Raw genomic sequence first — 22,656 nt, forward strand, 5'->3', positions numbered from 1 at the left:
CCGGCGCCGATCACCGCGACGCGCTGGCCGACCGGCTTGCGTCCGAGGATGGCATCCAGGTAGCTGATCACCTTAGGATGCTCGATGCCCGGAATCGCCGGGGTACGCGGCGCGATGCCTGTGGCGAGGATGATCTCGTCATAGCCGCCGGCGACCAGTTCCTCGACGCCGACACGGGTGTTCAGGCGCAGCTCGACGCCACTGGTTTCCAGCTTGCGCTTGAAGTAGCGCAGGGTCTCGAAGAACTCTTCCTTACCCGGCACGCGCTTGGCGACATTGAACTGCCCACCGATCTCGCTGGCCGAGTCGAACAGCGTCACCTGGTGACCGCGCTCGGCGGCGACGCTGGCGGCGGACAACCCGGCCGGGCCGGCGCCGACCACGGCGATCTTCTTCACCTGCGCGGTGGGGATGTAGTTCAGCTCGGTTTCATGGCAGGCGCGCGGGTTGACCAGGCAGGTGGTCAGCTTGCCGCCGAAGGTGTGGTCCAGGCACGCCTGGTTGCAGCCGATGCAGGTGTTGATCTCGTCGCTGCGCCCAGCGGCCGCCTTGTTGACGAATTCCGGGTCGGCGAGGAACGGACGCGCCATGGAGACCATGTCGGCGTCGCCCTCGGCCAGCACCTGTTCGGCGACTTCCGGGGTGTTGATGCGGTTGGTGGTGATCAGCGGGATCTTCACCTCGCCCTTGAGCTTGGCGGTGACCTTGGTGAACGCGGCCCGCGGCACCTTGGTGGCAATGGTGGGGATACGCGCTTCGTGCCAACCGATACCGGTGTTGATGAGGGTGGCGCCGGCCTTCTCGATGGCCTTGGCCAGCAGGACGATTTCGTCCCAGGTGCTGCCGCCTTCCACCAGGTCGAGCATCGACAGGCGATAGATGATGATGAAGTTCGGGCCCACGGCCTCGCGCACGCGGCGGACGATTTCCACCGGCAGGCGCATGCGGTTCTCGTAGGCGCCGCCCCAGCGGTCGGTGCGGTGGTTGGTGTGGGCGGCGAGGAACTGGTTGATGAAGTAGCCCTCGGAACCCATGACCTCGACGCCGTCGTATTCGGCCTGCCGGGCGAGCACGGAGCAGGTGACGAAGTCCTGGATCTGCTTCTCGATGCCTTCCTCGTCCAGCTCGTGCGGCTTGAACGGGTTGATCGGCGCCTGGATCGCGCTCGGCGCCACCGACTTCGGGCTGTAGGCATAGCGCCCGGCGTGCAGGATCTGCATGCAGATCTTGCCGCCCGCCTCGTGCACCGCCTGAGTGACGATGCGGTGCTTGGCCGCTTCCTCCGCGCTGGTCAGCTTCGCCGCGCCGGAATACACGCCGCCTTCGAGGTTCGGGCCGATGCCGCCGGTGACCATCAGGCCGACGCCGCCGCGGGCGCGCTCGGCGAAGTACGCCGCCATGCGCTCGAAACCGTCCGGTTTCTCCTCCAGGCCGGTGTGCATCGACCCCATCAGGGTGCGGTTGCGCAGCGTGGTGAAACCCAGGTCGAGGGGCGCGAGCAGGTGCGGGTAAGGCGTAGTCATGGCTTCTCCGGAAATCGGCTGTGGCACGGATGTCCCCTCATCTGTGGAGGGAATCGATGGGCAGACGATAGTCAGCGCGCCGGGCCCACTCAATGATCGAAAGTGACAACTTATTGATCGCAGCGCGCAGCACAGGGTTGCGCAAGCGCGACGTACCTCCCTACCCTGTGCGCGTCCGTCTTCATGGAGCGTCCATGCGCAAGCTGCTATTGCTGTCGATCCTCGGTGCGCTGATCGCCGGCCTGGCGACCTTCGTCGGCTGGGCCGAGCGCCGTCCGGCCAGCCACTACCTGTCCGATCTGCGCAGCGAGCTGAGCACCGACGCGGGCACGCCCGGCGCGTCCGGCAACCTGCTGCTGATCCGCCCGCAGCTGTTCCCGGTCGACTACCAGAGCCCGGCGCACCTGCGCCTGAAACTCGCCGCGGCGCTGGATCGCGCCCGCGCTGCCGGGCTGCTCAGCCCGCAGACCCTGGTGGTGCTGCCCGAACACGTCGGCACCTGGCTGATCGCCGCCGGCGAGAAAACCGAGCTGTACCAGGCGCGTGACCGCCAGGAGGTGCGCGACTGGATGCTGCTCGGCAACCCGCTGCTGGCGGTGCAGGTGCTGATGCAGAACCTGGATGCCGAACGCCTCGACGAGGCGCTGCTGCGGATGAAGGCCCGGCGCATGGCGGCGGACTATCAGCACCTGTTCTCCGAGCTGGCGCGCCAATACCGGGTCAACCTGCTCGCCGGCTCGATCCTCCTGCCGCTGCCGCACCTGGAAAACGGCCAGCTGACGGTCGGCGACGGCCCGCTGCGCACCGTCAGCCTGGCCTTCGGCCCGGATGGCCAGGTGCTCGGCGAACTCTACAGCGAGGCCTGGCCGCAGCCGCACGACAGACGCGCACCGCAACGCCTGCGCATCGGCGAGCGCGAGCTGCTGATCGAGCGCGACTGGCAGCCCGGCTACCCGCAAAGCCGGGTGCTCACGGCCAATGGCGACCAGGTCAGCGAGCCGCTGTACCTGCGCGGCAAACTGAGCTGGCCGGTCGGCGGCGCGCCACGCCGGGTGGAGCTGACGCCCTTGGAAATGCAGCGCGGCCAGGCGCCGGGCAGCCAGTTGCTCAACCTGTGGATCGCGCCGCAGTGAAAGCCCGCCGCGTGCGCCTGGGCGACCTTTCGGTCGGTTTCGTCCACGGGCTGGCAGCCGCGCTGGAGGAACGCGGCCAGGATGCCGGCGCACTGCTGGAACGCTACGGCCTGGATGCCGCGCGCCTCGCCGAACCACGTGCGCGCTTGTCCATCCCGCGGTTCATGCGTCTGGGCCATGCCGCCATCGGCCTCAGCGGAGAGGCCGGCCTGGGCCTGGACATGGGTCGCCTGAGCCGGCTGCCACAGCTCGGCCTGGCGGGCGTCAGCGCCGCGCAGGCGCCAACGGTGCGCGAAGCGGCGCGTGCGCTGATCCGCTATGAGCCGCTCTACGCCAGTAACTACCGCGGCCAGTCGAGTTTCCACGAGGACACCCGCGGGGCCTGGCTGCGCTTCTATTCGATCAGTCCGTACAATGCCTACAACCGCTTCGTCGTCGACTCGGTGCTGGCCGGCTGGCTGAGCCAGCTGAGCGCGCTGGTCGGCCGCCACCTGGTGGCCGAGCGCGTCGAGATCGAATTCCCGCCACCGGAGTATCTGGAACGCTACGCTGGCCTGTTCGGCAGCCCGGCGCAGTTCTCCAGCGAATTCAACCAGTTGCGCCTCGGCCGCGACACCCTGGCGCTGCGTAATCCCGAGCACTGCCCGAGCACCTGGCGTCATCTGCTGGAAATCTGCGAAGCGGAACTGGAACAGCAGACCCGCACGCGCAGCCTCAGCGAGCGCATCGGCCGGCTGATCGGCCCGTTGCTCAATGGCCGCGAGCCCGACCTGGAGGAAGTCGCGGCACGCCTGCAACTGCCAACCTGGACCCTGCGGCGCAAGCTCGCCGAGGAAGGCACGCAGTTCCGCGCCATCCTCAACGACACCCGCCGCGACCTGGCGATGGCCTACATCCGCGACACCGAACTGGCCTTTGGCGAGATCGCCTACCTGCTCGGCTTCGCCTCGGCGGAAGCCTTCCAGCGTGCGTTCAAGCGCTGGAGCGGGCAGACGCCCGGCGAATTCCGCCGCGCCCAGCGCCAGGTCGGCTGATCACATCTCGCTGGCGTCTTCGCTGGTGTCCAGCATGGCGTCTTCGGCGGCGCGACGTTCGAGCAGTTCTTCCTGGTAATCGTCCATGGAATTCTCTTCTTCTGTGGTTTTGCGCGACGCTACGAAAGGCAGATGACAGCCGGATGACGCCCGCGCACCGCCCATCGGCCCGTACCGATGAAAAGCCCATCAAGCCGCCTGACGCGAAGCATTTTGCAACGCTCCGACCGGGCTGATCGGTCACCGGATTGCAGGTAAGATGCGCGACTTGTTCCCAGGCGCAGCCGATCATGCCGGAAAAAATCTCCTTCCCCGCTCTTCCCTACCTGTTCGCCAGCCTGCTCGCCGTCTTTGCACTTTTCGGCCTTTGGTATGCCATCGGCCAGCCGGTGCTGCTGCCCGACGCGGCCACGCCCTCGCACAAGCTGCAATGCGCCTCCTACAGCCCGTTCGACAAGGACCAGTCGCCCTTCGACCAGCCCTTCATCCTGCGCCCCGAGCGCATGGACGCCGACCTCGCGCTGCTCGCCAAGCGCTTCGAGTGCGTGCGCACCTACTCGATGACTGGCCTAGAGGAAATCCCGGCCCTGGCGCGCAAACACGGGCTCAAGCTGATGCTCGGCGCCTGGGTCAACGGCAACCCGGTAGACACGCAGAAGGAAGTCGACGCGCTGATCGCCGCGGCGAAGGCCAACCCCGACGTGGTCACGGCAGTGATCGTCGGCAACGAGACGCTGCTGCGCAAGGAAGTCACCGGCGCGCGTCTGGCGCAGCTGATCGGCCAGGTTAAAGCCCAGGTCAGCCAGCCGGTGACCTACGCCGATGTCTGGGAATTCTGGCTACAGCACCCGGAAGTCGCGCCGGCCGTGGACTTCCTCACCATCCACCTGCTGCCGTACTGGGAAGACGAGCCGGCGGGCATCGACGATGCGCTCGGCCACGTCGCGCAGATTCGCGAGGAATTCGGCAGGAAGTTCGCGCCCAAGGACATCCTCATCGGTGAAACCGGCTGGCCCAGCGAGGGCCGCCAACGCGAAACCGCGGTGCCGAGTCTGGTCAACCAGGCCAAGTTCATCCGCGGGTTCGTCGCCATGGCCGAGCAGAACGGCTGGCGCTACAACCTGATCGAGGCCTTCGACCAGCCCTGGAAGCGCGCCAGCGAAGGCGCGGTGGGCGGTTACTGGGGCCTGTTCGACGCCGACCGCCAGGAGAAGGCGGTGCTCGCCGGACCGGTCTCCAACCTGCCGAACTGGCCGATCTGGCTGGGCTTCTCGCTGGCGATCTTCGCCGCCGGCCTGATCCTCGGCGGGCGCCCGTCATCCACCCGTTCGGCGTTGCTGTTGCCGCTGCTGGCCGGGCTCGGCGCCGGCAGCATCGCGCTGTGGTGCGAACTGGCCTGGGTCACCAGCCGTTTCGTCGGCGAATGGCTGTGGGCCGCGGCGCTGGTGGTGCTCAACCTACTGGTGCTGGCGCACGCCACGCTCGCCCTGGGGCGCCGCGGGCGAGCGTTCGCCTGGCTGGAAGCGCGCGGTGGCTGGTGGATCGCGGCGGCGGGCTTCGCCGGTGCGGTGATGATGCTGGCGCTGGTCTTCGATGCGCGCTACCGCAGCTTTCCCAGCGCCGCGCTGTTGCTACCGGCGGTGGTCTACCTGTGCCGCCCGGTCGCCGGCCCGCGCCGCGAGCTGACGCTGCTGGCGCTGTTCGTCGGGCTGGGCATCATTCCGCAATTGGTCGAGGAAACCCTGGGCAACCAGCAGGCGATCGGCTGGGCCGTCGTCAGCCTGCTGCTGACCCTCGCCCTCTACCGCTGCCTGCGCCGGGAGCCGAGTGCGATCGCGGGCTGAGAAGCGGGTTTCAACGCGCCGCGATCTGCCGCGGCGCGCGCACCAGGCGCAGCGCCGACAGCACCACGGCGAAAACCGCCAGGCTGGCGGTATAGAGGATCAGCGCCGGCAGCGCGAAAAGCATGCCGAGCAGGGCGACCCGGCGACCGGCGACGCCCGGCAGGAGAAAGCCGAGCACGGCGGTAACCAGCGCCGCCCAGGCCAGAATGCGGAAATGAATGGTCAGCCCGAGCACAGAACGGACCTGGCATTCCCAGCGCAGTGGATCGTCGGCGCAGGCGCCGACCCAGCGACTGTCCTGCATGAAGCCGTAGCGCAGGGCGAGACAGGCGGCCAACCACAACGACAGGCAGATCAACAGCAGGATCACGGGCTTGCGGCGCATGAAGGGCGACTCCGGCGAGAAAGGCGCACAGAATAGCCGCCAGCCATGCCGCTGCAAACCGCACACACCGGTGCAATTATTACCGACCGCGTCGCGCGTAGAATGGGTTCAACTTTCCTCGTCAGCCCCGTAGCGGCGGGAAACCGATCCGGTCAGGAGTCGGACGCCGACGATGCTCAGGGCCCTGCCGCGCAGCCGGGCGATTTTCGCGCCGCTGTAGCGGTCGCGAACGACACCTCCCGAACTGCTGGCACTTTGCTGGTCCCGCGGTTGTCATAGCCTGCGGATTACTCAGAACGCCTTCTTCCGAAAGGGAACTTCCATGCCACGTATTCTTCGCTTAGCCGCATTGTTTGGCAGCTTACTGAGTGCGCCGCTGTGGGCCGCGGATGTCGATCCGGCCACCTACGGCTTCCCGCTGCACAACCCGTTCGAGGCGACCATCGCCACCACGCCCACGGCGCTGCGCCCCACCCTGCCCTTCGACACCGACATCGACCAGGCCGACTACGCCCTGCTGCTACGGCCGGAGCGCGAGTTCGAGCTGCCGGAGAACTTCTGGCCGGTGACCAAGATGCACTACCGGCTGGCCAAGCAGAGCAAGCCGGCGCCGCTGATGTTCATCATCGCCGGCACCGGGGCGAACTACGCCAACAGCACCATGGACTTCCTCAAGAAGCTCTATTACCAGGCCGGCTACCACGTCGTGCAGCTGTCCTCGCCGACCAGCTACGACTTCATGGCCTCGGCCTCGCGCTACGCCACGCCGGGCATTTCCGCGGACGATGCCGACGACCTCTACCGGGTCATGCAGGCGGTGCGCGCCCAGCATCCCGACCTGCCGGTGACCGAGTACTACCTCACCGGCTACAGTCTCGGCGGCCTGCAGGCGGCCTTCGTCAGCCATCTCGACGAAACCCGGCGCAGCTTCAACTTCAAGCGCGTGCTGCTGATCAACCCGCCGGTCAATCTGAACACCTCGGTGAGCAACCTCGACCGCCTGGTGCAAACCGAGGTGAAGGGCGTGACCGGCAGCACCACCTTCTATGAACTGATGCTGCGCAAGCTCTCGCGATACTTCCAGCAGAAAGGCTACATCGACCTCAACGAAGCGGTGCTCTATGACTTCCAACAGTCCAAACAGCGCCTGACCGATGAACAGATGGCAATGCTGATCGGTACGGTGTTCCGCTTCTCCTCGGCCGACATCGCCTTCACCTCGGACCTGATTAACCGTCGCGGCCTGATCACCCCGCCGAACTTCCCGATCACGGAGGGCACCAGCCTGACGCCGTTCTTCAAGCGCGCCCTGCAGTGCGATTTCGATTGCTACATGGTCAACCAGTTGATCCCGATGTGGCGCGCCCGGCACAACGGCGGCAGCTTCACCCAGCTTGTCGATGCGGTGAGCCTCTACGGGCTCGAGGACTACCTGCGCAACAGCCCAAAGATCGCCGTGCTGCATAACGCCGACGACGTGATCCTCGGCCCCGGCGACCTTGGCTTCCTGCGCCGCACCTTCGGCGAACGCCTGACCGTCTACCCGTACGGCGGCCACCTCGGCAACCTCAACTACAAGGTCAACACCCAGGCCATGCTGGACTTCTTCCGTGGCTGACGCTCACCTTCGCGCCCAGGCGCCGGCCCATTCAGGGAACGATCGCATTATGACGACCCCATACGTGCAACTCGCTCGCCTCACCAAACCGCTGCTGCTCGCCCTCAGCCTGCTGCTGCCGATGGCCGCCCAGGCGGACACCGACGGCGACGGTTTCACCCGCCCGCTGGACAGCCTGAAGTTCAACCCCGGCCTGGATCAGACCGAGTTCGAGCGCGCCACCCTCGAAGCGCTGGAAATCTACGACCCGTGGGAGCGCTTCAACCGGCACATGTACCACTTCAACTACCGCCTCGACGAATGGGTGCTGCTGCCCGTCGTGCGCGGGTACATGTACGTCACGCCGCGCTTCGTGCGCAGCGGCGTGAGCAATTTCTTCGGCAACCTGGGCGACATACCCAACCTGGTGAACAGCGCGCTGCAGCTCAAGGGCAAGCGCTCGCTGCAGACCACCGGGCGGCTGCTGGTCAACACCACGGTCGGCGTGTTCGGCCTGTGGGACCCGGCATCGCGCATCGGCTTGCCCAAGCAGAGCGAAGACTTCGGCCAGACGCTTGGCTTCTACGGCGTCGGCGACGGTCCCTACCTGGTGCTGCCGTTCTTCGGCCCGTCCAACCTGCGCGACGCCGGCGGCCGGGTGTTCGACTTCGCGGTCGACAGCGAGGCCAACTTCCTCAACGTCGCCGAAGCCAGCGAGGATCACCCGGAGATATTTCTGCTGCGTTCGGTCAACGCGCGCTACACCACCAACTTCCGTTACGGCCAGCTGAACTCACCGTTCGAGTACGAGAAGGTCCGCTACGTCTACACCCGTGCGCGCGACCTGCAGGTCGCCGAGTGACCCAGCCCCCCCGCGCTTCGGCGCGGGCGGCCCCTGAACTATCCAGTTCTTCGATAGTTATCCCGCGATAATCGCAACCATCGAATCGAATCCTTCGCTTACGATGCACGTCTGTTTTTCGCGGAGATTCCCATGACTTCGTTTCGCAGCGTGATCACCCAGCACATCGGCCAACCGGCCTCCGACGGCGCCGGCGTGCGCCTGAACCGTGTGATCGGCGGCGCCGGCATCGAGCGCTTCGATCCCTTCCTGATGCTCGACGAGTTCGGCTCCAACGACCCGGACGACTACATCGCCGGCTTCCCGCCGCACCCGCACCGCGGGTTCGAGACCATCACCTACATGCTCGAAGGACGCATGCGCCATGAAGACCACATGGGTAACGTCGGCCTGCTGCAGAGCGGTGGCGTGCAGTGGATGACCGCCGCACGCGGCGTGATCCACAGCGAGATGCCCGAGCAGGAACAGGGTGCCATGCGCGGCTTCCAGATCTGGCTGAACCTGCCGGGCAAGGACAAGCTCGGCGAGCCCGGCTGCCGCGACTTCGATGCCGCGGAAATCCCCCGCCTGCGCACTGCAGGCGGCGTCGAGGTGAAGGTCATCTCCGGTCGCTTCGACGACGGCGAGCGGCAGCTCTACGGCGTCGTGCAGCGTCCGCACAGCGAGCCTCACCTGTTCGACCTGGTGATACCGGCCGGCGTCGAGCTGAACCTGCGCCTCGCCGAAGGCCTGCGGCCGATGCTCTACGTCTATGAAGGCACGCTGCTGGTCGCCGGCGACGCGCCGGCCGAGGTGATCCGGGGACGCCTGGCGCGGCTCTCCGAACAGGGCGAGCTGCGCCTGTCGAGCGACCAGGGCGCGCGCGTGCTGCTGCTCGCCGGCCGGCCGCTGGGCGAGCCGATCGTGCAGTACGGACCCTTCGTGATGAACAGCCGCGAGGAAATCGAGCAGGCGCTACGCGACTTCCATAACGGCGTGCTGGCCTGAAGCGCGCTCAGCGCGTGGACGCCTGGGCCTCGACGCTCGGCTCCAAGGCGAGAAAGCGCAGCAGTTCCGCCTTCTGCGCCATGGCGTCCTGGTAGCCCAGCTCGATCAGTTCGTTGCAGTAGCCGGCCTCGAACAGCAGGTAGCTAAGCACCCCCGCGCCGCTCGCCCGGGTCGCGCCGGGACCGCGCAGGAACACCCGCAACGCCGCCGGCAGCTCGCGCCGGTGGCGCGCGGCGATCTGGTCCAGCGGCTTGCTCGGAGCCACCACCAGAACCTCCACCGGCTTCAGTCCGAGGCCGCGCCGGCGGACGTCGTCCGGCACCAGCGCGCCCATGTAGTTGAGCCGCTCGAGCAGCTCGATGTCGCTTTCCAGGTTGTCGATGAAGGTGCTATTGAGCATGTGCCCGCCGATCTGCGCCAGACTTGGTGGGCGCTGGCTGCGCGCCACGGGCGGCCTGTCGATCTGCACGTCGTCCAGGCTGCCACGCGACTTGCCGCTGACGCCGACCACCAGCACCCGCGTCGCGCCCAGGTGCAGCGCCGGGCTGATCGGTGCCGACTGGCGCACCGCTCCGTCGCCGTAGTATTCGCGGTTGATCTTCACCGGCGGAAAGATCAACGGAATCGCCGAACTGGCCATCAGGTGCTCGACGTCCAGGCGCGTCGGCACGCCGACGCGGCGATGGCGAAACCACGGATCGATGGCCGCGCGGCCCTGGTAGAAGGTCACCGCCTGCGCCGACTCGTAGGCGAACGCGGAGACCGCCACCGCGCGCAACTGACGGCGCGCCACCGCCGCGGCGATCCCGGAAAAATCCAGCCGCTCGGCCAGCAGCTCACGCAGCGGCGCGCTGTCCAGCAACGCCACCGGCGCCGTACCGCCGAGCCCGAACAATGCGTTGGAGACGAAGCGCCCGGCCTGGCGCAGCACGCCCGGCCAGTCGCTGCGGTACACCTGGGCGCAATGGAAGCTTTGCCAGACCTGGGTGAGATTGCGGATCGCCTCGGAAAAATGCAGCGCGCCGCAGGCCAGGCCGACCGCGTTGATCGCCCCGGCGGACGTACCGACGATCACCGGGAACGGGTTGCGCGCGGTGTCCGGCAACAGGTCGGCGATCGCCGCCAGCACGCCGACCTGGTAGGCCGCCCGGGCGCCACCGCCGGAAAGGATCAGTCCGGTGACCGGCGCGGCTTTGCTTTCACTCATGGCTCATCCTGGGGACTTTAGGAGTAGAGCTTAGGCGCCCCCGGCGGGCGCGTCTTGAAACGCCGATGCGCCCACAGGTACTGCTGCGGCAACTCGCTTACCGCCTGCTCGACCCAGGTGTTGATGCGCGCGCAGTCGGCTTCCTCGCTCTCGCCGGGGAAATCCGCCAGCGGCGGGTGCAGCGTCAGCCGATAGCCGCTGCCATCGGCCAGACGTTCCTGGGTGAAGGGCACCACGCGCGCGCGGCCGAGCCGGGCGAACTTGCTGGTGGCGGTGACGGTGGCGGCGGGGATTCCGAACAGCGGCACGAACAGGCTCTGCTTGGCGCCGTAGTCCTGGTCCGGCGCGTACCAGATCGCCCGCCCGGCGCGCAGTACCTTGAGCATCGCCCGCACGTCCTCGCGCTCGATGGCGGTAGCGTCGCGGTTGTGCCGCTCGCGACCGCGGCGCTGCACGTAGTCGAACACCGGGTTCTTGTGCTGGCGGTACATGCCGTCGATGGTGTGGCGCTGGCCGAGCAGCGCGGCGCCAATCTCCAGCGTAGTGAAGTGCAGCGCCATCAGGATCACCCCCTGTCCCTGCGCCTGGGCCTGCTGCAGGTGCTCGATCCCTTCTATATGAGCGAGCCGGGCGAGCCGCTCGCGCGACCACCACCAGCTCATCGCCATTTCGAAGAAGGCGATGCCCATGGAGGCGAAATTGGCCTCAAGCAGCGCCTTTCGCTCGCTCTCCGACAAATGGGGGAAGCACAGTTCGAGGTTGCGTGCCGCGATGCGCCGACGCGACCCCGCCAGACGCAACATCGCCGCTCCGCCAAGGCGACCGAGGGCGAGCAGCGCCGCATACGGCAATTGCACTACAAGCCAGAGCAGCCCAAGGCCGAGCCAGAGCAACCAGAAGCGCGGATGGAGAAAAGCGGGGCTGAATTGCGGACGATCCATGCGGGTCTCGGGAAGCGGAGAAAGCCGGCATTCTAGCGACAAATGAGGCACGCGCCGAAAGCCGCGCCGACGGATACACGGGGCCGAGCGCCGCCCCGCGCTATGGCGGGGCAGCGCGTTTCCCGTTATAAGTCCTCGCGATTCAACGTTTCGGGCAAACCATGAGCCAAACCGACCTACTCGACCAAGAACCCGTGTTCCAGCTCAAGGGCAGCATGCTCGCCATCACCGTGATGGAGCTGGCACACAATGACCTGCAGCGGCTCGACCGCCAGCTGGCGGCCAAAGTCGCACAGGCACCGGCCTTCTTCAGCAATACGCCGTTGGTCCTCGCGCTGGACAAGCTGTCACCCAGCGAGGGGCGTCTCGATCTCGCCGCGCTGATGAGCGTCTGCCGTCGTCACGGCCTGCGCACGCTGGCGATCCGCTCCAACACCTTCGAGCACGTGGCCGCCGCCGACTCCATGGATCTGCCGGTGCTTCCACCGTCGGGCGCGCGCGAACGGCCGCTCGATCCGACCGCCGGCGCGGCGCTGGTGAAGAAGCCGGAGAAACCCGCGGAACCGGTCGCCAAGCCGACACGGGTGATCACCACGCCGATCCGCGGCGGCCAGCAGATCTACGCCCAGGGCGGCGATCTGGTGGTCATTGCGGCGGTCAGTCCGGGGGCGGAACTTCTCGCCGACGGCAATATCCATGTCTACGGTCCGTTGCGCGGACGCGCCCTGGCCGGCGTCAAGGGCGACTCCAAGGCACGCATTTTCTGCCAGCAGTTGGCCGCCGAAATGGTCTCCGTGGCCGGCCACTACAAGGTCGCCGAAGACCTCCGCCGCGAGCCCTTGTGGGGCCAGCCGGTGCAGGTCGGCCTGGCGGGCGACGTGTTGAACATCACCCGCCTTTAACGGATACTGCCGCCACTTTTTCAGGTACCTGCAGCGGGTTTCGGCCGCCGCTCACGACGCCATCGGACGCGGTCGATCCTCACCGGCAGTCAGGACCATACAAGGGCGATTCGCAGGCCTGCGCCGGCCGCGGATGCCCACTCTTCCTTACATTTTGGGGTTAATCACCTTGGCCAAGATCCTCGTAGTCACTTCCGGCAAGGGTGGCGTGGGCAAAACCACCACCAGCGCCGCCATCGGTACCGGCCTCGCCTTGCGCGGGCACAAGACCGTCATCGTCGACTTCGACGTCGGTCTGCGTAACCTCGACCTGATCATGGGCTGCGAACGCCGCGTGGTGTACGACTTCGTCAACGTCATCAACGGCGAGGCGACGCTGACCCAGGCCCTGATCAAGGACAAGCGTCTGGAGAACCTCTACGTGCTGGCCGCCAGCCAGACGCGCGACAAGGACGCGCTGACCCAGGAAGGCGTCGGCAAGGTCATCGACGAACTGTCGAAAACCTTCGAGTACGTGATCTGCGATTCCCCTGCCGGTATCGAGAAAGGTGCGCACCTGGCGATGTATTTCGCCGACGAAGCCATCGTCGTGACCAACCCCGAAGTCTCCTCGGTACGCGACTCCGACCGCATGCTCGGCCTGCTGGCGAGCAAATCGCGCCGCGCCGAACAAGGTCTCGACCCGATCAAGGAACGCCTGCTGCTGACCCGCTACAACCCGGAGCGCGTCACCAAGGGCGAAATGCTCGGCGTGGAAGACGTCGAGGAAATCCTCGCGATCAACCTGCTCGGCGTGATTCCCGAATCGCAGGCCGTGCTCAAGGCTTCCAACCAGGGCGTCCCGGTGATCCTCGACGAGCAGAGCGACGCCGGCCAGGCGTACAGCGACGCGGTCGACCGCCTGCTCGGCAAGGACCTCGCGCACCGCTTCCTGGACGTCAAGAAACCCGGCTTCCTGCAACGACTGTTCGGAGGTCGCGAATGAACATTTTTGACTTCTTCCGCGATCGCAAAAAGGAATCCACTGCATCGATCGCGAAGGAGCGTCTGTCGATCATCGTTGCCCATGAACGGGGCCAGCGTACCCAGCCGGACTACTTGCCTGCCCTGCAGAAGGAGCTGGTCGAGGTGATACGCAAGTACGTGAACATCGAGCAGGATCAGGTTCAGGTCGCACTGGAAAGCCAGGGCAGCTGCTCGATCCTGGAGCTGAATATCACCCTGCCGGATCGCTGATAGCGCCCGCGTTCGTTTCACCACATCGAGAGGGCGGCCCGAGGGCCGCTTTTTCATTCAGGCCAGATAATGCCGCTGTCGAACATTGAAATCGTCCATCAGGACGCCGCCCTGCTGGTCATCAACAAGCCGACCCTGCTGCTCTCCGTCCCCGGCCGCGCCGATGACAACAAGGATTGCCTGGTCACCCGGCTGCAGGAAAACGGCTACCCCGAGGCACTGGTCGTGCATCGCCTGGATTGGGAAACCTCGGGCCTGATCGTGCTCGCCCGCGATGCCGACAGCCACCGCGAGCTGTCCCGCCAGTTCCACGACCGCGAAACGGAGAAGGCCTACACCGCGCTCTGCTGGGGGCAGCCGGCGCTCGACAGCGGGCGCATCGAGCTACCATTGCGCTACGACCCGCCGACCAAGCCGCGCCATGTGGTCGACTTCGAGCAGGGCAAGCACGCCCTCACCTACTGGCGCGTACTGGAACGCTTCGAGCGGCACTGCCGCGTCGAGCTGACGCCGATCACCGGGCGCTCGCACCAGTTGCGCGTGCACATGTTGTCGATCGGCCACCCGCTGCTGGGCGACCGCCTCTACGCCAACCCCGAGGCGTTGGCCGCGCACGAACGCCTGTGCCTGCACGCCAGCATGCTCAGCCTCAGCCACCCGCACAGCGGCGAACGCCTGCGCTTCGAGTGCCCGGCGCCGTTCTAGACGCCGGGGCGCAGGGGCTGATGCCGAGCGGGCCGCGCAAATACGATAAACTCGGCGGCATTGCCGTCCGGAGTCCGTTATGCGCGAACAGCTGAACCAGGGTCTGATCGATTTTCTCAAGGCCTCGCCCACGCCTTTCCACGCTACCGCCAGCCTGATCAAGCACCTGGAAGCCGCCGGTTTCCACCGCCTCGACGAGCGCGAGACCTGGCACACCGAAGCCGGCGGTCGCTACTACGTGACCCGTAACGACTCCTCGATCATCGCCATCCGCCTCGGCAAACAGCCCCCGGAAGACGGCGGCCTGCGCCTGGTCGGCGCGCACACCGACAGCCCCTGCCTGCGGGTCAAGCCGAATCCCGAGCTGCAACGCCAGGGATTTCTCCAGCTCGGCGTCGAAGTCTACGGCGGCGCCCTCCTGGCGCCCTGGTTCGACCGCGACCTGTCGCTGGCCGGGCGCGTCACCTTCCGCCTGGCCGGCAAGGTGGAAAGCCAGCTGATCGACTTCAAGGTGCCGCTGGCGGTGATTCCGAACCTGGCGATCCACCTCAACCGCACCGCCAACGAAGGCTGGGCGATCAATGCGCAGAACGAACTGCCGCCGATCCTCGCCCAGGTCGCCGGCGACGAATCGGTGGATTTCCGCGCCCTGCTCGCCGACCAGCTGAGCGAGGAACACGGCATCAGCGCCGACGCCGTGCTCGACTACGAACTGAGCTTCTACGACACCCAGGGCGCCGCCGTCGTCGGCCTCAACGGCGATTTCATCGCCGGGGCGCGACTGGACAACCTGCTCTCCTGCTACGCCGGCCTGCAGGCATTGCTGGCGGCCGAGGGCGAGGAAAGCTGCGTACTGGTATGCACCGATCACGAAGAAGTCGGTTCCTGCTCGGCCTGTGGCGCCGACGGCCCGATGCTGGAACAGACCCTGCGCCGGCTGTTGCCGGACGGCGAGCGCTTCGTCCGCAGCATCCAGAAATCCCTGCTGGTTTCCGCCGACAACGCTCACGGCGTGCACCCGAACTACGCCGATCGCCACGACGCCAACCACGGGCCGAAGCTCAACGCCGGCCCGGTGATCAAGATCAACAGCAACCAGCGCTACGCCACCAACAGCGAAACCGCCGGCTATTTCCGCCACCTGTGCCTGGAAAACGAAGTGCCGGTGCAGAGCTTCGTGGTACGCAGCGACATGGGCTGCGGCTCGACCATCGGCCCGATCGTCGCCGGCCACCTCGGGGTGCGCACGGTGGACATCGGTCTGCCGACCTTCGCCATGCACTCGATCCGCGAGCTGGCCGGCAGCCACGACCTCGCCCATCTGGTGAAAGTGCTCGGCGCCTTCTATTCCAGCCACGATCTTCCTTGAGAACCCTGATGATCGAACATATCCGCTACAGCCTCGAAGAAGCCCGCACCGCACTGGATCGCTTCATCGCCAACGACCAGGCGCTGCACGGCATCGAGCGCGCCGCGCAGTTGCTGGTGGAAAGCTTCGAGAACAAGGGCAAGGCGTTTTCCTGCGGCAACGGCGGCTCGATGTGCGACGCCATGCATTTCGCCGAAGAACTCACCGGGCGCTATCGCAACAACCGCCCGGGCATCGCCGCGGTGTCGATCAGCGACGCCAGCCACATCAGCTGCGTGGCCAACGATTTCGGCTACGACTACATCTTCTCGCGCTACATCGAGTCCCACGGCCGCGCCGGCGACGTGCTGATCGCCATCAGCACCAGCGGCAAGAGCCCGAACGTGCTCAAGGCCGCCGAAGCCGCGCGGAAGCTCGGGGTGAAAGTGGTGGCATTGACCGGCAAGCCGGGCTCGGCGCTCGAAGACATCGCCGACGTGTGCATCTGCGCCCCGGGCGGCGACTATGCCGACCGCGTGCAGGAGCTGCACATCAAGGTCCTGCACATCCTCATCGAGCTGATAGAACGCAAGCTATGCCCGCAGAACTACTGAGTTCCCGCGGGCCGGACATAGCCGAACGGCCCGGAGAATCCGGGCCTGTACCGGTCAGTTCAGGCTGGCGTCGATCACCAGCGCCAACTTGCCGTTGACCGTATTGCCCGCCAGCTCGGCGTAAGCGGCAGTGGCGTCGGCAATCGGGTAGCTGCGCGCCAGCTCGGGACTCAGACGACCTTCGGCGAACAGCGGCCAGACGTGCTGCTGCAGGTCGAGCAACAGCTCGGCCTTGTAGTCGTCGTCGCGGTTGCGCAGGGTCGAGCCGATCAGCTGGACGCGCTTGGCCAGCAGCTTGGCGAAATCCATCTCGGCCTTGCGCCCGCCCATCATGCCGATCGTCACCCAGCGCCCGTCGAGCGCGATGAGGTCGAGGTTCAGTGCGGCGTAACCCCCGCCCACCGGATCGAGGATGGCGTCGTAGGGCCCGAAATCGCGCAGGTTGTCCAACCCGTCATGGCGCAGCGCGCCACCCTGCGCACCCAGCGCTTCGCAGTGCTCCAGACGCTCGGGCGAGCCGACGCTCACCCAGCACGGATTGCCGAACGCCTTGCACAGCTGGATCGCCGCCGAACCGACGCCGCTGGCGCCCGCGTGGATCAACACCTTCTCGCCGGGCTGCACCGCGGCTAGCTTGAACAGGTTGAGCCAGGCGGTGGCGTACACCTCCGGCAGCACCGCCGCCTCGAGCAAGCTCATGCCTTCCGGAACCGGCAGCGCGTGGCGACCGTCGATCACCACCTCCTCGGCCATGCCGCCGCCGGCCAGCAAGGCACAGACGCGATCGCCGACTTTCCATGAACTGCCGGCGCCCACTTCGCTGATCACCCCGGCGCACTCCAGGCCGATGACGTCGCTGGCCCCCGGTGGCGGTGGATAGTGCCCGGCCTGTTGAAGCAGGTCCGCGCGGTTGAGTCCGGCAGCCGCCACACGAATGCGGATCTGCCCCACGTCACATTCCAGAGCGGCGCGTTCGGCCCACTCCAGGTTCCCGTCGATGCCTTGCAATGCCTTCACGCTGCCTCCATAGTGGCTTCAACCGAGCCGGCAACCGGCTCCGGCGTTATGCCCGGTTCGATTGAACCGGCGCCCGTATTGACGACCTAATATGCGTCATCACTTGCCCACACGTCGAATCAGCATGAAGCGAACCCTTACCCGCACCACCCTTGCCTTATTGATAGGTTTCAGCGCGCTGCCGCTGTGGGCCAAGACAACCGCTTCCCACAGTTGGGATGCGTTGCAGCCGGATCGCGAGCAGGTGATCGCCAGCCTGAACGTGGTGGAACTGCTCAAGCGTCATCACTACAACAAGCCCCCGCTCAACGACGAGCGCTCGGTGAAGATCTACGAGGGTTACTTGAAAGCCCTCGATCCGGCGCGCAGCTACTTCACCGCCGGCGATATCGCCGAGTTCGATAAGTGGCGCACGCAATTCGACGATTTCCTGAAGAGTGGCAACCTGGACCCGGGCTTCGCCATCTATCGACGCTACCTGGATCGCCTCGAGGAACGCCTCAATTTCGCCCTGGCGATGCTCGACAAGGGCGTCGATAACATCGACTTCAGCATCGACGAAGACCTGTTGATCGATCGCGAAAAGGCCCCCTGGGCGAAGAACACCGCGGAACTGGACGACCTCTGGCGCAAGCGCGTCAAGGACGAAGTCCTGCGCCTGAAGCTGGCCCACAAGGAGCCCAAGGCGATCCAGGAGCTGCTCACCAAGCGCTATCGCAACCAGCTCGCGCGCCTGGACCAGACCCGTGGCGAAGACGTGTTCTCGGCCTACATCAACGCCTTCGCGCAGACCTACGACCCGCACACCAACTACCTCTCGCCGGACAACGCGGAAAACTTCGACATCAACATGAGCCTTTCCCTCGAAGGGATCGGCGCCGTGCTGCAGAACGACAACGACAACGTCAAGGTCGTGCGCCTGGTGCCGGCCGGCCCGGCGGAAAAGAGCAAGCAGATTTCTCCGGCGGACAAGATCATCGGCGTCGCCCAGGGTGACGACGAGATGGTCGACGTGATCGGCTGGCGTCTCGACGAAGTGGTAAAACTGATCCGCGGACCGAAGGGCTCCAAGGTTCGCCTGGAAGTGATTCCGGCGAGCAACGGGCCGAACGACCAGACCAGCAAGGTGGTGTCGATCACTCGCGAGGCAGTCAAGCTGGAAGAACAGGCGGCGAAGAAAAGCGTCCTGAAACTCGAGCACGCCGGGCGCGAGTACAAGCTCGGCGTCATCGAGCTGCCGGCCTTCTACCTCGACTTCAAGGCCTATCGCGCCGGTGATCCGGACTACAAGAGCACCACCCGCGACGTGAAGAAGCTGCTCGGCGAACTGCAGCAGGAGAAAGTCGACGGCGTGGTCATCGACCTGCGCAACAACGGCGGTGGCTCGCTGCAGGAAGCCACCGACCTCACCGGCCTGTTCATCGAGAAGGGGCCGACCGTGCTGGTGCGCAACGCCGACGGGCGCGTCGACGTGCTCGCCGACGAGAACCCCGGCGCCTACTACACCGGGCCGATGGCCGTGCTGGTCAACCGGCTGTCCGCCTCGGCCTCGGAAATCTTCGCCGGCGCCATGCAGGACTACCATCGTGCGCTGATCATCGGCGGGCAGACCTTCGGCAAAGGCACCGTACAGACCATCCAGCCGCTCAACCACGGCGAGCTGAAGCTGACGCTGGCGAAGTTCTACCGGGTTTCCGGCCAGAGCACGCAGCATCAGGGCGTGTTGCCGGATGTCGACTTCCCGCCAGTGGTGAACACCCACGAGATCGGCGAAAGCTCGCTGCCCGAAGCCATGCCGTGGGACAGCATCCGCCCGGCGATCAGTGCCGAGCGCGATCCGTTCGCGCCGTTCCTCGCCGAACTGCGCGCGCGCCACGAAGCCCGAGCCGCGAAAAACCCCGACTTCGTCTTCACCCAGGAACGCTTCAAGCTGGCTCAGCACCTGATGGACGAGAAGACCGTCAGCCTCAACGAAACCAAGCGTCGCGCCGAGCAGACCAAGGTCGAGGGCGAGCAGCTGGCGCTGGAAAATACCCGCCGCAAGGCCAAGGGTGAGGAGCCGCTGAAGGAGCTCAAGCAAGAGGACGAGGACGCCGTTCCCAGCCCGGACGACAAGACCAAGCCGGAAGACGACGCCTACCTGCAGGAAACCGGGCAGATTCTCCTCGACTACCTCGGCCTGAACACTGCCGTGGCGAAGAAGGACTGAGCCTGTAATACGGCGGTAACACGAGTGTCGTGAAATGGAGGGGCCGGCGTGAAAGCCGGCCCTTTTTCATTTCTGTATTCGAGACCTACGATGCCCGTCACCGAGCAAGCCAGCGCACTGGGCCTGATCCTCGCTCAGGGCGATCTGCACAGCCTCTTTCAGCCGATTGTCTGCCTGTCCGAACGGCGCATCCTCGGCTACGAAGCACTGAGCCGGGGCCCCTCCAACAGCCCGCTGCATTCGCCTCTCACGCTGTTCGCCGCAGCCCGCCATGCCGGCCGCCTGAGCGAACTGGAACAGCTGGCGCGCAGGACCGCCTGCCAGGCCTTCCGCGACCTGCAGCTCGAAGGCAAGCTGTTCCTCAACGTCTCCCCCGAATCACTGCTCGAGCCGGCACATCAGCCCGGACGCACTCTGAAGCTGCTGCAAAGCCTGGGAATACCGCCGAGCCAGGTGGTGATCGAACTCACCGAGCAGGCGCCCATCGAGGACTACGCGCTGCTCCAGACGGCCCTGCACCACTACCGCGCCATGGGTTTCTCGATCGCCCTGGACGACCTGGGCGCCGGTTATTCGAGCCTGCGCCTGTGGTCGGAATTGCGCCCGGACTACGTGAAGATCGACCGTCACTTCATCGACGGGATTCACCAGGATGCGGTGAAGCGCGAGTTCGTCGAATCCATCCTGAAGATGGCGAAAGTTTCCCGCGCCCAGGTGATCGCCGAAGGCATCGAGCTGATCGAGGAACTGAGCGTGCTGGCCGAGATGGGGGTCGACCTGGTGCAGGGCTACCTGCTCGCCCGGCCGCAGGAAAACCCGTCGCGCGACGCCCGTGTGCTGCTGCCGAGACTCGGGGCCGCGCTGAGCGCCGAAGAGGAAGAGGCGCTCGCCACCCTGCTGATCGAACAACAGGCGGTCGATCAGGAAACCACCATCGGTGAGGTGCTCGAGGCGTTTCGCCTGCAGGCCAACCTGAACTCGTTGGCGGTACTCGATGGAGCGCGCCATCCGGTCGGCATCGTGCACCGCCATTCCCTCTCGGACGCCCTGCTCAAGCCCTTCGCCACCGACCTGTTCGCGCGCAAGCCGATCAGCCGGCTGATGGGTGACGACTTCCTCAGCGTCGACCTGCGCCAGTCGTTGCAGCAGGTGAGCCGGCTGCTCACCAGTCGCGCGCGGCAACGCATCGAGGAGGATTTCATCATCACCGAGGACGGCGAGTACCGCGGGCTTGGCCGGGTGATCGACGTGCTCAAGCTGATCACAGAACAGAAGATCCAGCAGGCCCGTCACGCCAACCCGCTGACCCTGCTGCCGGGTAACGTGCCGATCCAGCAATGCCTGACGCGCCTGCTGCAGCAGGAGCGCGAGGCCGTGATCTGCTATGTCGACATCGACAGCTTCAAGCCCTTCAACGATCTCTACGGCTACGCCCGTGGCGACGAGGTGCTGCTTTGCCTGGCGCAGTGCCTGTGCGAACGGGTCGATCCGATGCGCGACTTCGTCGGCCATATCGGCGGCGACGATTTCCTGCTGGTGCTGGGTTCGGCGGACTGGCGTCTGCGCCTGCAGCAGTTGCTCGAGGACTTCCAGAGCCAGTGCCGGCGTTTCTACCGGGAGGAACACCTGCAGGCCGGCTGTTTCGTCGCCCACGACCGCCAGGGCAAGCGCCAGGAGTTTCCACTGCTGTCGCTCTCCATCGGCATCGTTCACCTGCGCCCGGAAGCCTGCTCACGCCTCGACGCCACCCAGCTCGCCGACCTCGCCTCCGAAGCCAAGCGCATGGCCAAGGCGGTGCCGGGCTACAGCCTGGAAGTCATCGATACCCTGCCGCTGGCGGGGTAAAGCGAGGGCCCGTCTCGAACGAGTCGGAGCGAGGAAGCGGATGGAAGAAGCGGAACGAGAGGCCTGAATGGCGAACGCGGCCTTACGCATTCCACGAAACACCGAGAAAGACTCAGAGTCCGAGTTCGCCCGCGCGATCCGCGTAGCGCCCGGCCAGGTCGGGGTCGGCGGGCTGCCCTTCTCCACCCTGCCGATAGAGTTCGGCGAGCCGGTGCGCCGCCAGCGGGTGACCATTCTCGGCAGCCAGGGTCCACCAGCGCGCGGCCTCCCGGCCGTCGGGCGGCTGCTGCGTGGAACCGGCCAGGCTGCTCATGCCGAGTTGATAGGCCGCCTTCGCGTCACCGGCGCGGGCGGCCAGATCGAGCAGCCTCAAGCCCTCCTCGCGCGCCCCCAGGCCCTGGCCACGGAACAGCAACAGGTGCCCGTAGAAGCTCTGCGCCTGACGATCGCCCAGATTGGCCATCCGCGCGTACTGCCCTTCCATCCAGTGCCAGGCGCGCGGCTGCGCCACCCACCAGCGCCAGCCCAGCAGTTGCCGGGCGAGCCAGTAGCCCGCCCTGGCGCGCAGTTTCCACAACATCAGTTGCCCTCCGGGTAGTCGAAGTCAAAAACACGGGCGACTTCCGCCGCATGCCAGGAGGCCGCGGCGACACCGTCACACGGACCGCTGAAACGCCCCAGGCGTACCGCGCAGTCGAAGAACCCCGGGCGTGGAAGACGGCTGGCGCCCTGGCTGATCACCAGCGCGCTGCGCAGCGGGCGCTCCGCCTTGGCGTCGAGCGCCGCCAGGTGTTCGAGCGCGGCGGTCAGGGTCTGCAGCGCCGGAGTCGGCAGTTGCAGACGCTCGACCAGCGCGCGGTAGGTCACCAGGTGGCGCTGTCGACGCGCATCCGCCAGTTCGGCGAGCAATGCCTGCCAGTGCTGCTGGGAGATGCGCACGCTCACGGCGCGGGAGCCTCTTGCTCCCGCGCGGCCTTGCCCAGCACGAACGCAAGGGAGCGGCGGATCGCGGCGTCCGGCTCGCGCTCGCCGCGCTCGATCAACTCGAGGTAGGACGGGCTGATGCCGACCTGACGCGCCAGTTGCTCACGACTCAGCCCGAGCGCCTCACGTCGGCTGGAAAGCTGCGCGAGGCCATCCCCGGATTCCGAGACCGCGATCTGCTCGCTGGGCCGTCCGGCAGCGGCGAGCAACGCTTGGTATTCGGCCCACGGCACGACGGCGTATTCCGCCTCGCCGTCACGGCTGATCACTTGCACACTCATGG

Annotated in this window: 23 protein-coding genes; 14 read left to right on the forward strand and 9 right to left on the reverse strand. The window is 66.4% G+C overall.

Features of this window, described 5'->3' with window-relative positions; all coding sequences use genetic code 11:
- Positions 1–1,523: NADPH-dependent 2,4-dienoyl-CoA reductase (locus B2X67_RS04985; RefSeq protein WP_286784794.1), on the reverse strand; the 1,523-nt coding region annotated here is incomplete at its 3' end.
- Positions 1,524–1,717: 194 nt separating this feature from the next.
- Here B2X67_RS04985 and B2X67_RS04990 point away from each other — a divergent pair.
- Complete coding sequence (locus B2X67_RS04990; RefSeq protein WP_286784795.1) at positions 1,718–2,656, forward strand: hydrolase; 939 nt, start codon at positions 1,718–1,720, stop codon at positions 2,654–2,656.
- Positions 2,653–3,690: an AraC family transcriptional regulator gene (locus B2X67_RS04995; RefSeq protein ID WP_286784796.1), complete on the forward strand. Its 1,038-nt coding sequence runs from the start codon at positions 2,653–2,655 to the stop codon at positions 3,688–3,690. Before B2X67_RS04990 ends, B2X67_RS04995 begins: the two co-directional genes overlap by 4 nt.
- Here the strand turns inward: B2X67_RS04995 and B2X67_RS05000 are convergent, their stop codons facing one another.
- Entirely contained in the window at positions 3,691–3,855 is a 165-nt protein-coding gene (locus B2X67_RS05000; protein WP_282343796.1) for a hypothetical protein, read from the reverse strand. It abuts the gene before it with no gap.
- A 125-nt stretch (positions 3,856–3,980) separates the two neighbouring features.
- Between B2X67_RS05000 and B2X67_RS05005 the strand changes: the two genes are divergently transcribed.
- Positions 3,981–5,534 (forward strand): glycosyl hydrolase family 17 protein, encoded by a 1,554-nt coding sequence (locus B2X67_RS05005; RefSeq protein WP_286784797.1) that lies wholly within the window; start codon positions 3,981–3,983, stop codon positions 5,532–5,534.
- Between the two features lie 10 nt (positions 5,535–5,544).
- Here B2X67_RS05005 and B2X67_RS05010 read toward each other — a convergent pair whose 3' ends face one another.
- On the reverse strand, positions 5,545–5,919 hold the full coding sequence (locus B2X67_RS05010; RefSeq protein ID WP_286784798.1) for a hypothetical protein: 375 nt from the start codon (positions 5,917–5,919) through the stop codon (positions 5,545–5,547).
- Positions 5,920–6,241: 322 nt separating this feature from the next.
- Between B2X67_RS05010 and B2X67_RS05015 the strand changes: the two genes are divergently transcribed.
- The 3 genes from B2X67_RS05015 to B2X67_RS05025 all read left to right on the forward strand — a co-directional run bounded on the left by B2X67_RS05015 (position 6,242) and on the right by B2X67_RS05025 (position 9,365).
- Positions 6,242–7,537, forward strand: a complete 1,296-nt coding sequence (locus B2X67_RS05015; RefSeq protein WP_282343790.1) for a serine/threonine protein kinase — start codon at positions 6,242–6,244, stop codon at positions 7,535–7,537.
- 121 nt (positions 7,538–7,658) lie between these two features.
- Positions 7,659–8,378 (forward strand): MlaA family lipoprotein, encoded by a 720-nt coding sequence (locus tag B2X67_RS05020; RefSeq protein ID WP_286784832.1) that lies wholly within the window; start codon positions 7,659–7,661, stop codon positions 8,376–8,378.
- A gap of 132 nt (positions 8,379–8,510) precedes the next feature.
- Positions 8,511–9,365, forward strand: a complete 855-nt coding sequence (locus B2X67_RS05025) for a pirin family protein (protein ID WP_286784799.1) — start codon at positions 8,511–8,513, stop codon at positions 9,363–9,365.
- A gap of 7 nt (positions 9,366–9,372) precedes the next feature.
- On the opposite strand, the gene B2X67_RS05030 is transcribed toward B2X67_RS05025, so the two are convergent.
- Positions 9,373–10,572 (reverse strand): patatin-like phospholipase family protein, encoded by a 1,200-nt coding sequence (locus B2X67_RS05030; protein ID WP_286784800.1) that lies wholly within the window; start codon positions 10,570–10,572, stop codon positions 9,373–9,375.
- A 17-nt stretch (positions 10,573–10,589) separates the two neighbouring features.
- A complete protein-coding gene (locus B2X67_RS05035; RefSeq protein WP_286784801.1) occupies positions 10,590–11,513 on the reverse strand; it encodes a lipid A biosynthesis lauroyl acyltransferase in 924 nt (307 codons plus the stop codon).
- Positions 11,514–11,674: 161 nt separating this feature from the next.
- Between B2X67_RS05035 and minC the strand changes: the two genes are divergently transcribed.
- The 6 genes from minC (at position 11,675) to lpcA (ending at position 16,318) form a co-directional block, all read left to right on the forward strand.
- Positions 11,675–12,415 (forward strand): septum site-determining protein MinC, encoded by a 741-nt coding sequence (gene minC / locus B2X67_RS05040; protein ID WP_282338865.1) that lies wholly within the window; start codon positions 11,675–11,677, stop codon positions 12,413–12,415.
- A 169-nt stretch (positions 12,416–12,584) separates the two neighbouring features.
- Entirely contained in the window at positions 12,585–13,400 is an 816-nt protein-coding gene (minD, locus tag B2X67_RS05045) for a septum site-determining protein MinD (RefSeq protein ID WP_090231613.1), read from the forward strand.
- Positions 13,397–13,651, forward strand: a complete 255-nt coding sequence (gene minE, locus B2X67_RS05050; protein WP_090231612.1) for a cell division topological specificity factor MinE — start codon at positions 13,397–13,399, stop codon at positions 13,649–13,651. The genes minD and minE overlap by 4 nt, the downstream gene beginning before the upstream one ends.
- 69 nt (positions 13,652–13,720) lie before the next feature.
- On the forward strand, positions 13,721–14,356 hold the full coding sequence (locus tag B2X67_RS05055; protein WP_286784802.1) for an RluA family pseudouridine synthase: 636 nt from the start codon (positions 13,721–13,723) through the stop codon (positions 14,354–14,356).
- A gap of 79 nt (positions 14,357–14,435) precedes the next feature.
- Positions 14,436–15,725 (forward strand): M18 family aminopeptidase, encoded by a 1,290-nt coding sequence (locus B2X67_RS05060; protein ID WP_286784803.1) that lies wholly within the window; start codon positions 14,436–14,438, stop codon positions 15,723–15,725.
- An 8-nt stretch (positions 15,726–15,733) separates the two neighbouring features.
- Complete coding sequence (gene lpcA / locus B2X67_RS05065) at positions 15,734–16,318, forward strand: D-sedoheptulose 7-phosphate isomerase (protein ID WP_282338862.1); 585 nt, start codon at positions 15,734–15,736, stop codon at positions 16,316–16,318.
- Positions 16,319–16,372: 54 nt separating this feature from the next.
- Here the strand turns inward: lpcA and B2X67_RS05070 are convergent, their stop codons facing one another.
- Positions 16,373–17,335: an NAD(P)H-quinone oxidoreductase gene (locus B2X67_RS05070; protein WP_286784804.1), complete on the reverse strand. Its 963-nt coding sequence runs from the start codon at positions 17,333–17,335 to the stop codon at positions 16,373–16,375.
- Between the two features lie 124 nt (positions 17,336–17,459).
- On the opposite strand from B2X67_RS05070, the gene B2X67_RS05075 reads away from it, so the two are divergent.
- Together B2X67_RS05075 and B2X67_RS05080 are read left to right on the forward strand one after the other, a co-directional pair.
- On the forward strand, positions 17,460–19,544 hold the full coding sequence (locus B2X67_RS05075; protein WP_286784805.1) for a carboxy terminal-processing peptidase: 2,085 nt from the start codon (positions 17,460–17,462) through the stop codon (positions 19,542–19,544).
- A 90-nt stretch (positions 19,545–19,634) separates the two neighbouring features.
- Positions 19,635–21,389, forward strand: a complete 1,755-nt coding sequence (locus B2X67_RS05080; protein ID WP_282338858.1) for a bifunctional diguanylate cyclase/phosphodiesterase — start codon at positions 19,635–19,637, stop codon at positions 21,387–21,389.
- Between the two features lie 112 nt (positions 21,390–21,501).
- Here the strand turns inward: B2X67_RS05080 and B2X67_RS05085 are convergent, their stop codons facing one another.
- From B2X67_RS05085 to B2X67_RS05095, 3 genes are read right to left on the reverse strand one after another with little or no spacing between them, the layout of a single operon-like run.
- Positions 21,502–21,969, reverse strand: a complete 468-nt coding sequence (locus B2X67_RS05085) for a sel1 repeat family protein (RefSeq protein WP_286784806.1) — start codon at positions 21,967–21,969, stop codon at positions 21,502–21,504.
- Positions 21,969–22,334 (reverse strand): hypothetical protein, encoded by a 366-nt coding sequence (locus B2X67_RS05090; RefSeq protein ID WP_286784807.1) that lies wholly within the window; start codon positions 22,332–22,334, stop codon positions 21,969–21,971. Before B2X67_RS05090 ends, B2X67_RS05085 begins: the two co-directional genes overlap by 1 nt.
- Positions 22,331–22,654 carry a helix-turn-helix domain-containing protein gene (locus tag B2X67_RS05095; RefSeq protein ID WP_286784808.1) on the reverse strand — a complete coding sequence of 108 codons (324 nt, stop codon included), beginning with the start codon at positions 22,652–22,654 and terminating at the stop codon, positions 22,331–22,333. The genes B2X67_RS05090 and B2X67_RS05095 overlap by 4 nt, the downstream gene beginning before the upstream one ends.
- Between the last annotated feature and the right edge of the window lie 2 nt (positions 22,655–22,656).

Origin of the sequence: Pseudomonas sp. UBA3153, from assembly GCF_002364635.1 — a bacterium.
GTDB lineage: Bacteria > Pseudomonadota > Gammaproteobacteria > Pseudomonadales > Pseudomonadaceae > Pseudomonas_O > Pseudomonas_O kuykendallii.

What these genes read in the sequence shown, in the direction of transcription:
- B2X67_RS04990 (WP_286784795.1), top strand. Translation starts at nt 1,718, where the DNA reads ATGCGCAAGCTGCTATTGCTGTCGATCCTCGGTGCGCTGATCGCCGGC.
- B2X67_RS05000 (WP_282343796.1), bottom strand. Translation starts at nt 3,855, where the DNA reads ATGGGCGGTGCGCGGGCGTCATCCGGCTGTCATCTGCCTTTCGTAGCG.
- B2X67_RS05005 (WP_286784797.1), top strand. Translation starts at nt 3,981, where the DNA reads ATGCCGGAAAAAATCTCCTTCCCCGCTCTTCCCTACCTGTTCGCCAGC.
- B2X67_RS05010 (WP_286784798.1), bottom strand. Translation starts at nt 5,919, where the DNA reads ATGCGCCGCAAGCCCGTGATCCTGCTGTTGATCTGCCTGTCGTTGTGG.
- B2X67_RS05015 (WP_282343790.1), top strand. Translation starts at nt 6,242, where the DNA reads ATGCCACGTATTCTTCGCTTAGCCGCATTGTTTGGCAGCTTACTGAGT.
- B2X67_RS05020 (WP_286784832.1), top strand. Translation starts at nt 7,659, where the DNA reads ATGGCCGCCCAGGCGGACACCGACGGCGACGGTTTCACCCGCCCGCTG.
- B2X67_RS05025 (WP_286784799.1), top strand. Translation starts at nt 8,511, where the DNA reads ATGACTTCGTTTCGCAGCGTGATCACCCAGCACATCGGCCAACCGGCC.
- B2X67_RS05030 (WP_286784800.1), bottom strand. Translation starts at nt 10,572, where the DNA reads ATGAGTGAAAGCAAAGCCGCGCCGGTCACCGGACTGATCCTTTCCGGC.
- B2X67_RS05035 (WP_286784801.1), bottom strand. Translation starts at nt 11,513, where the DNA reads ATGGATCGTCCGCAATTCAGCCCCGCTTTTCTCCATCCGCGCTTCTGG.
- minC (WP_282338865.1), top strand. Translation starts at nt 11,675, where the DNA reads ATGAGCCAAACCGACCTACTCGACCAAGAACCCGTGTTCCAGCTCAAG.
- minE (WP_090231612.1), top strand. Translation starts at nt 13,397, where the DNA reads ATGAACATTTTTGACTTCTTCCGCGATCGCAAAAAGGAATCCACTGCA.
- B2X67_RS05055 (WP_286784802.1), top strand. Translation starts at nt 13,721, where the DNA reads ATGCCGCTGTCGAACATTGAAATCGTCCATCAGGACGCCGCCCTGCTG.
- B2X67_RS05060 (WP_286784803.1), top strand. Translation starts at nt 14,436, where the DNA reads ATGCGCGAACAGCTGAACCAGGGTCTGATCGATTTTCTCAAGGCCTCG.
- lpcA (WP_282338862.1), top strand. Translation starts at nt 15,734, where the DNA reads ATGATCGAACATATCCGCTACAGCCTCGAAGAAGCCCGCACCGCACTG.
- B2X67_RS05075 (WP_286784805.1), top strand. Translation starts at nt 17,460, where the DNA reads ATGAAGCGAACCCTTACCCGCACCACCCTTGCCTTATTGATAGGTTTC.
- B2X67_RS05080 (WP_282338858.1), top strand. Translation starts at nt 19,635, where the DNA reads ATGCCCGTCACCGAGCAAGCCAGCGCACTGGGCCTGATCCTCGCTCAG.
- B2X67_RS05085 (WP_286784806.1), bottom strand. Translation starts at nt 21,969, where the DNA reads ATGTTGTGGAAACTGCGCGCCAGGGCGGGCTACTGGCTCGCCCGGCAA.
- B2X67_RS05095 (WP_286784808.1), bottom strand. Translation starts at nt 22,654, where the DNA reads ATGAGTGTGCAAGTGATCAGCCGTGACGGCGAGGCGGAATACGCCGTC.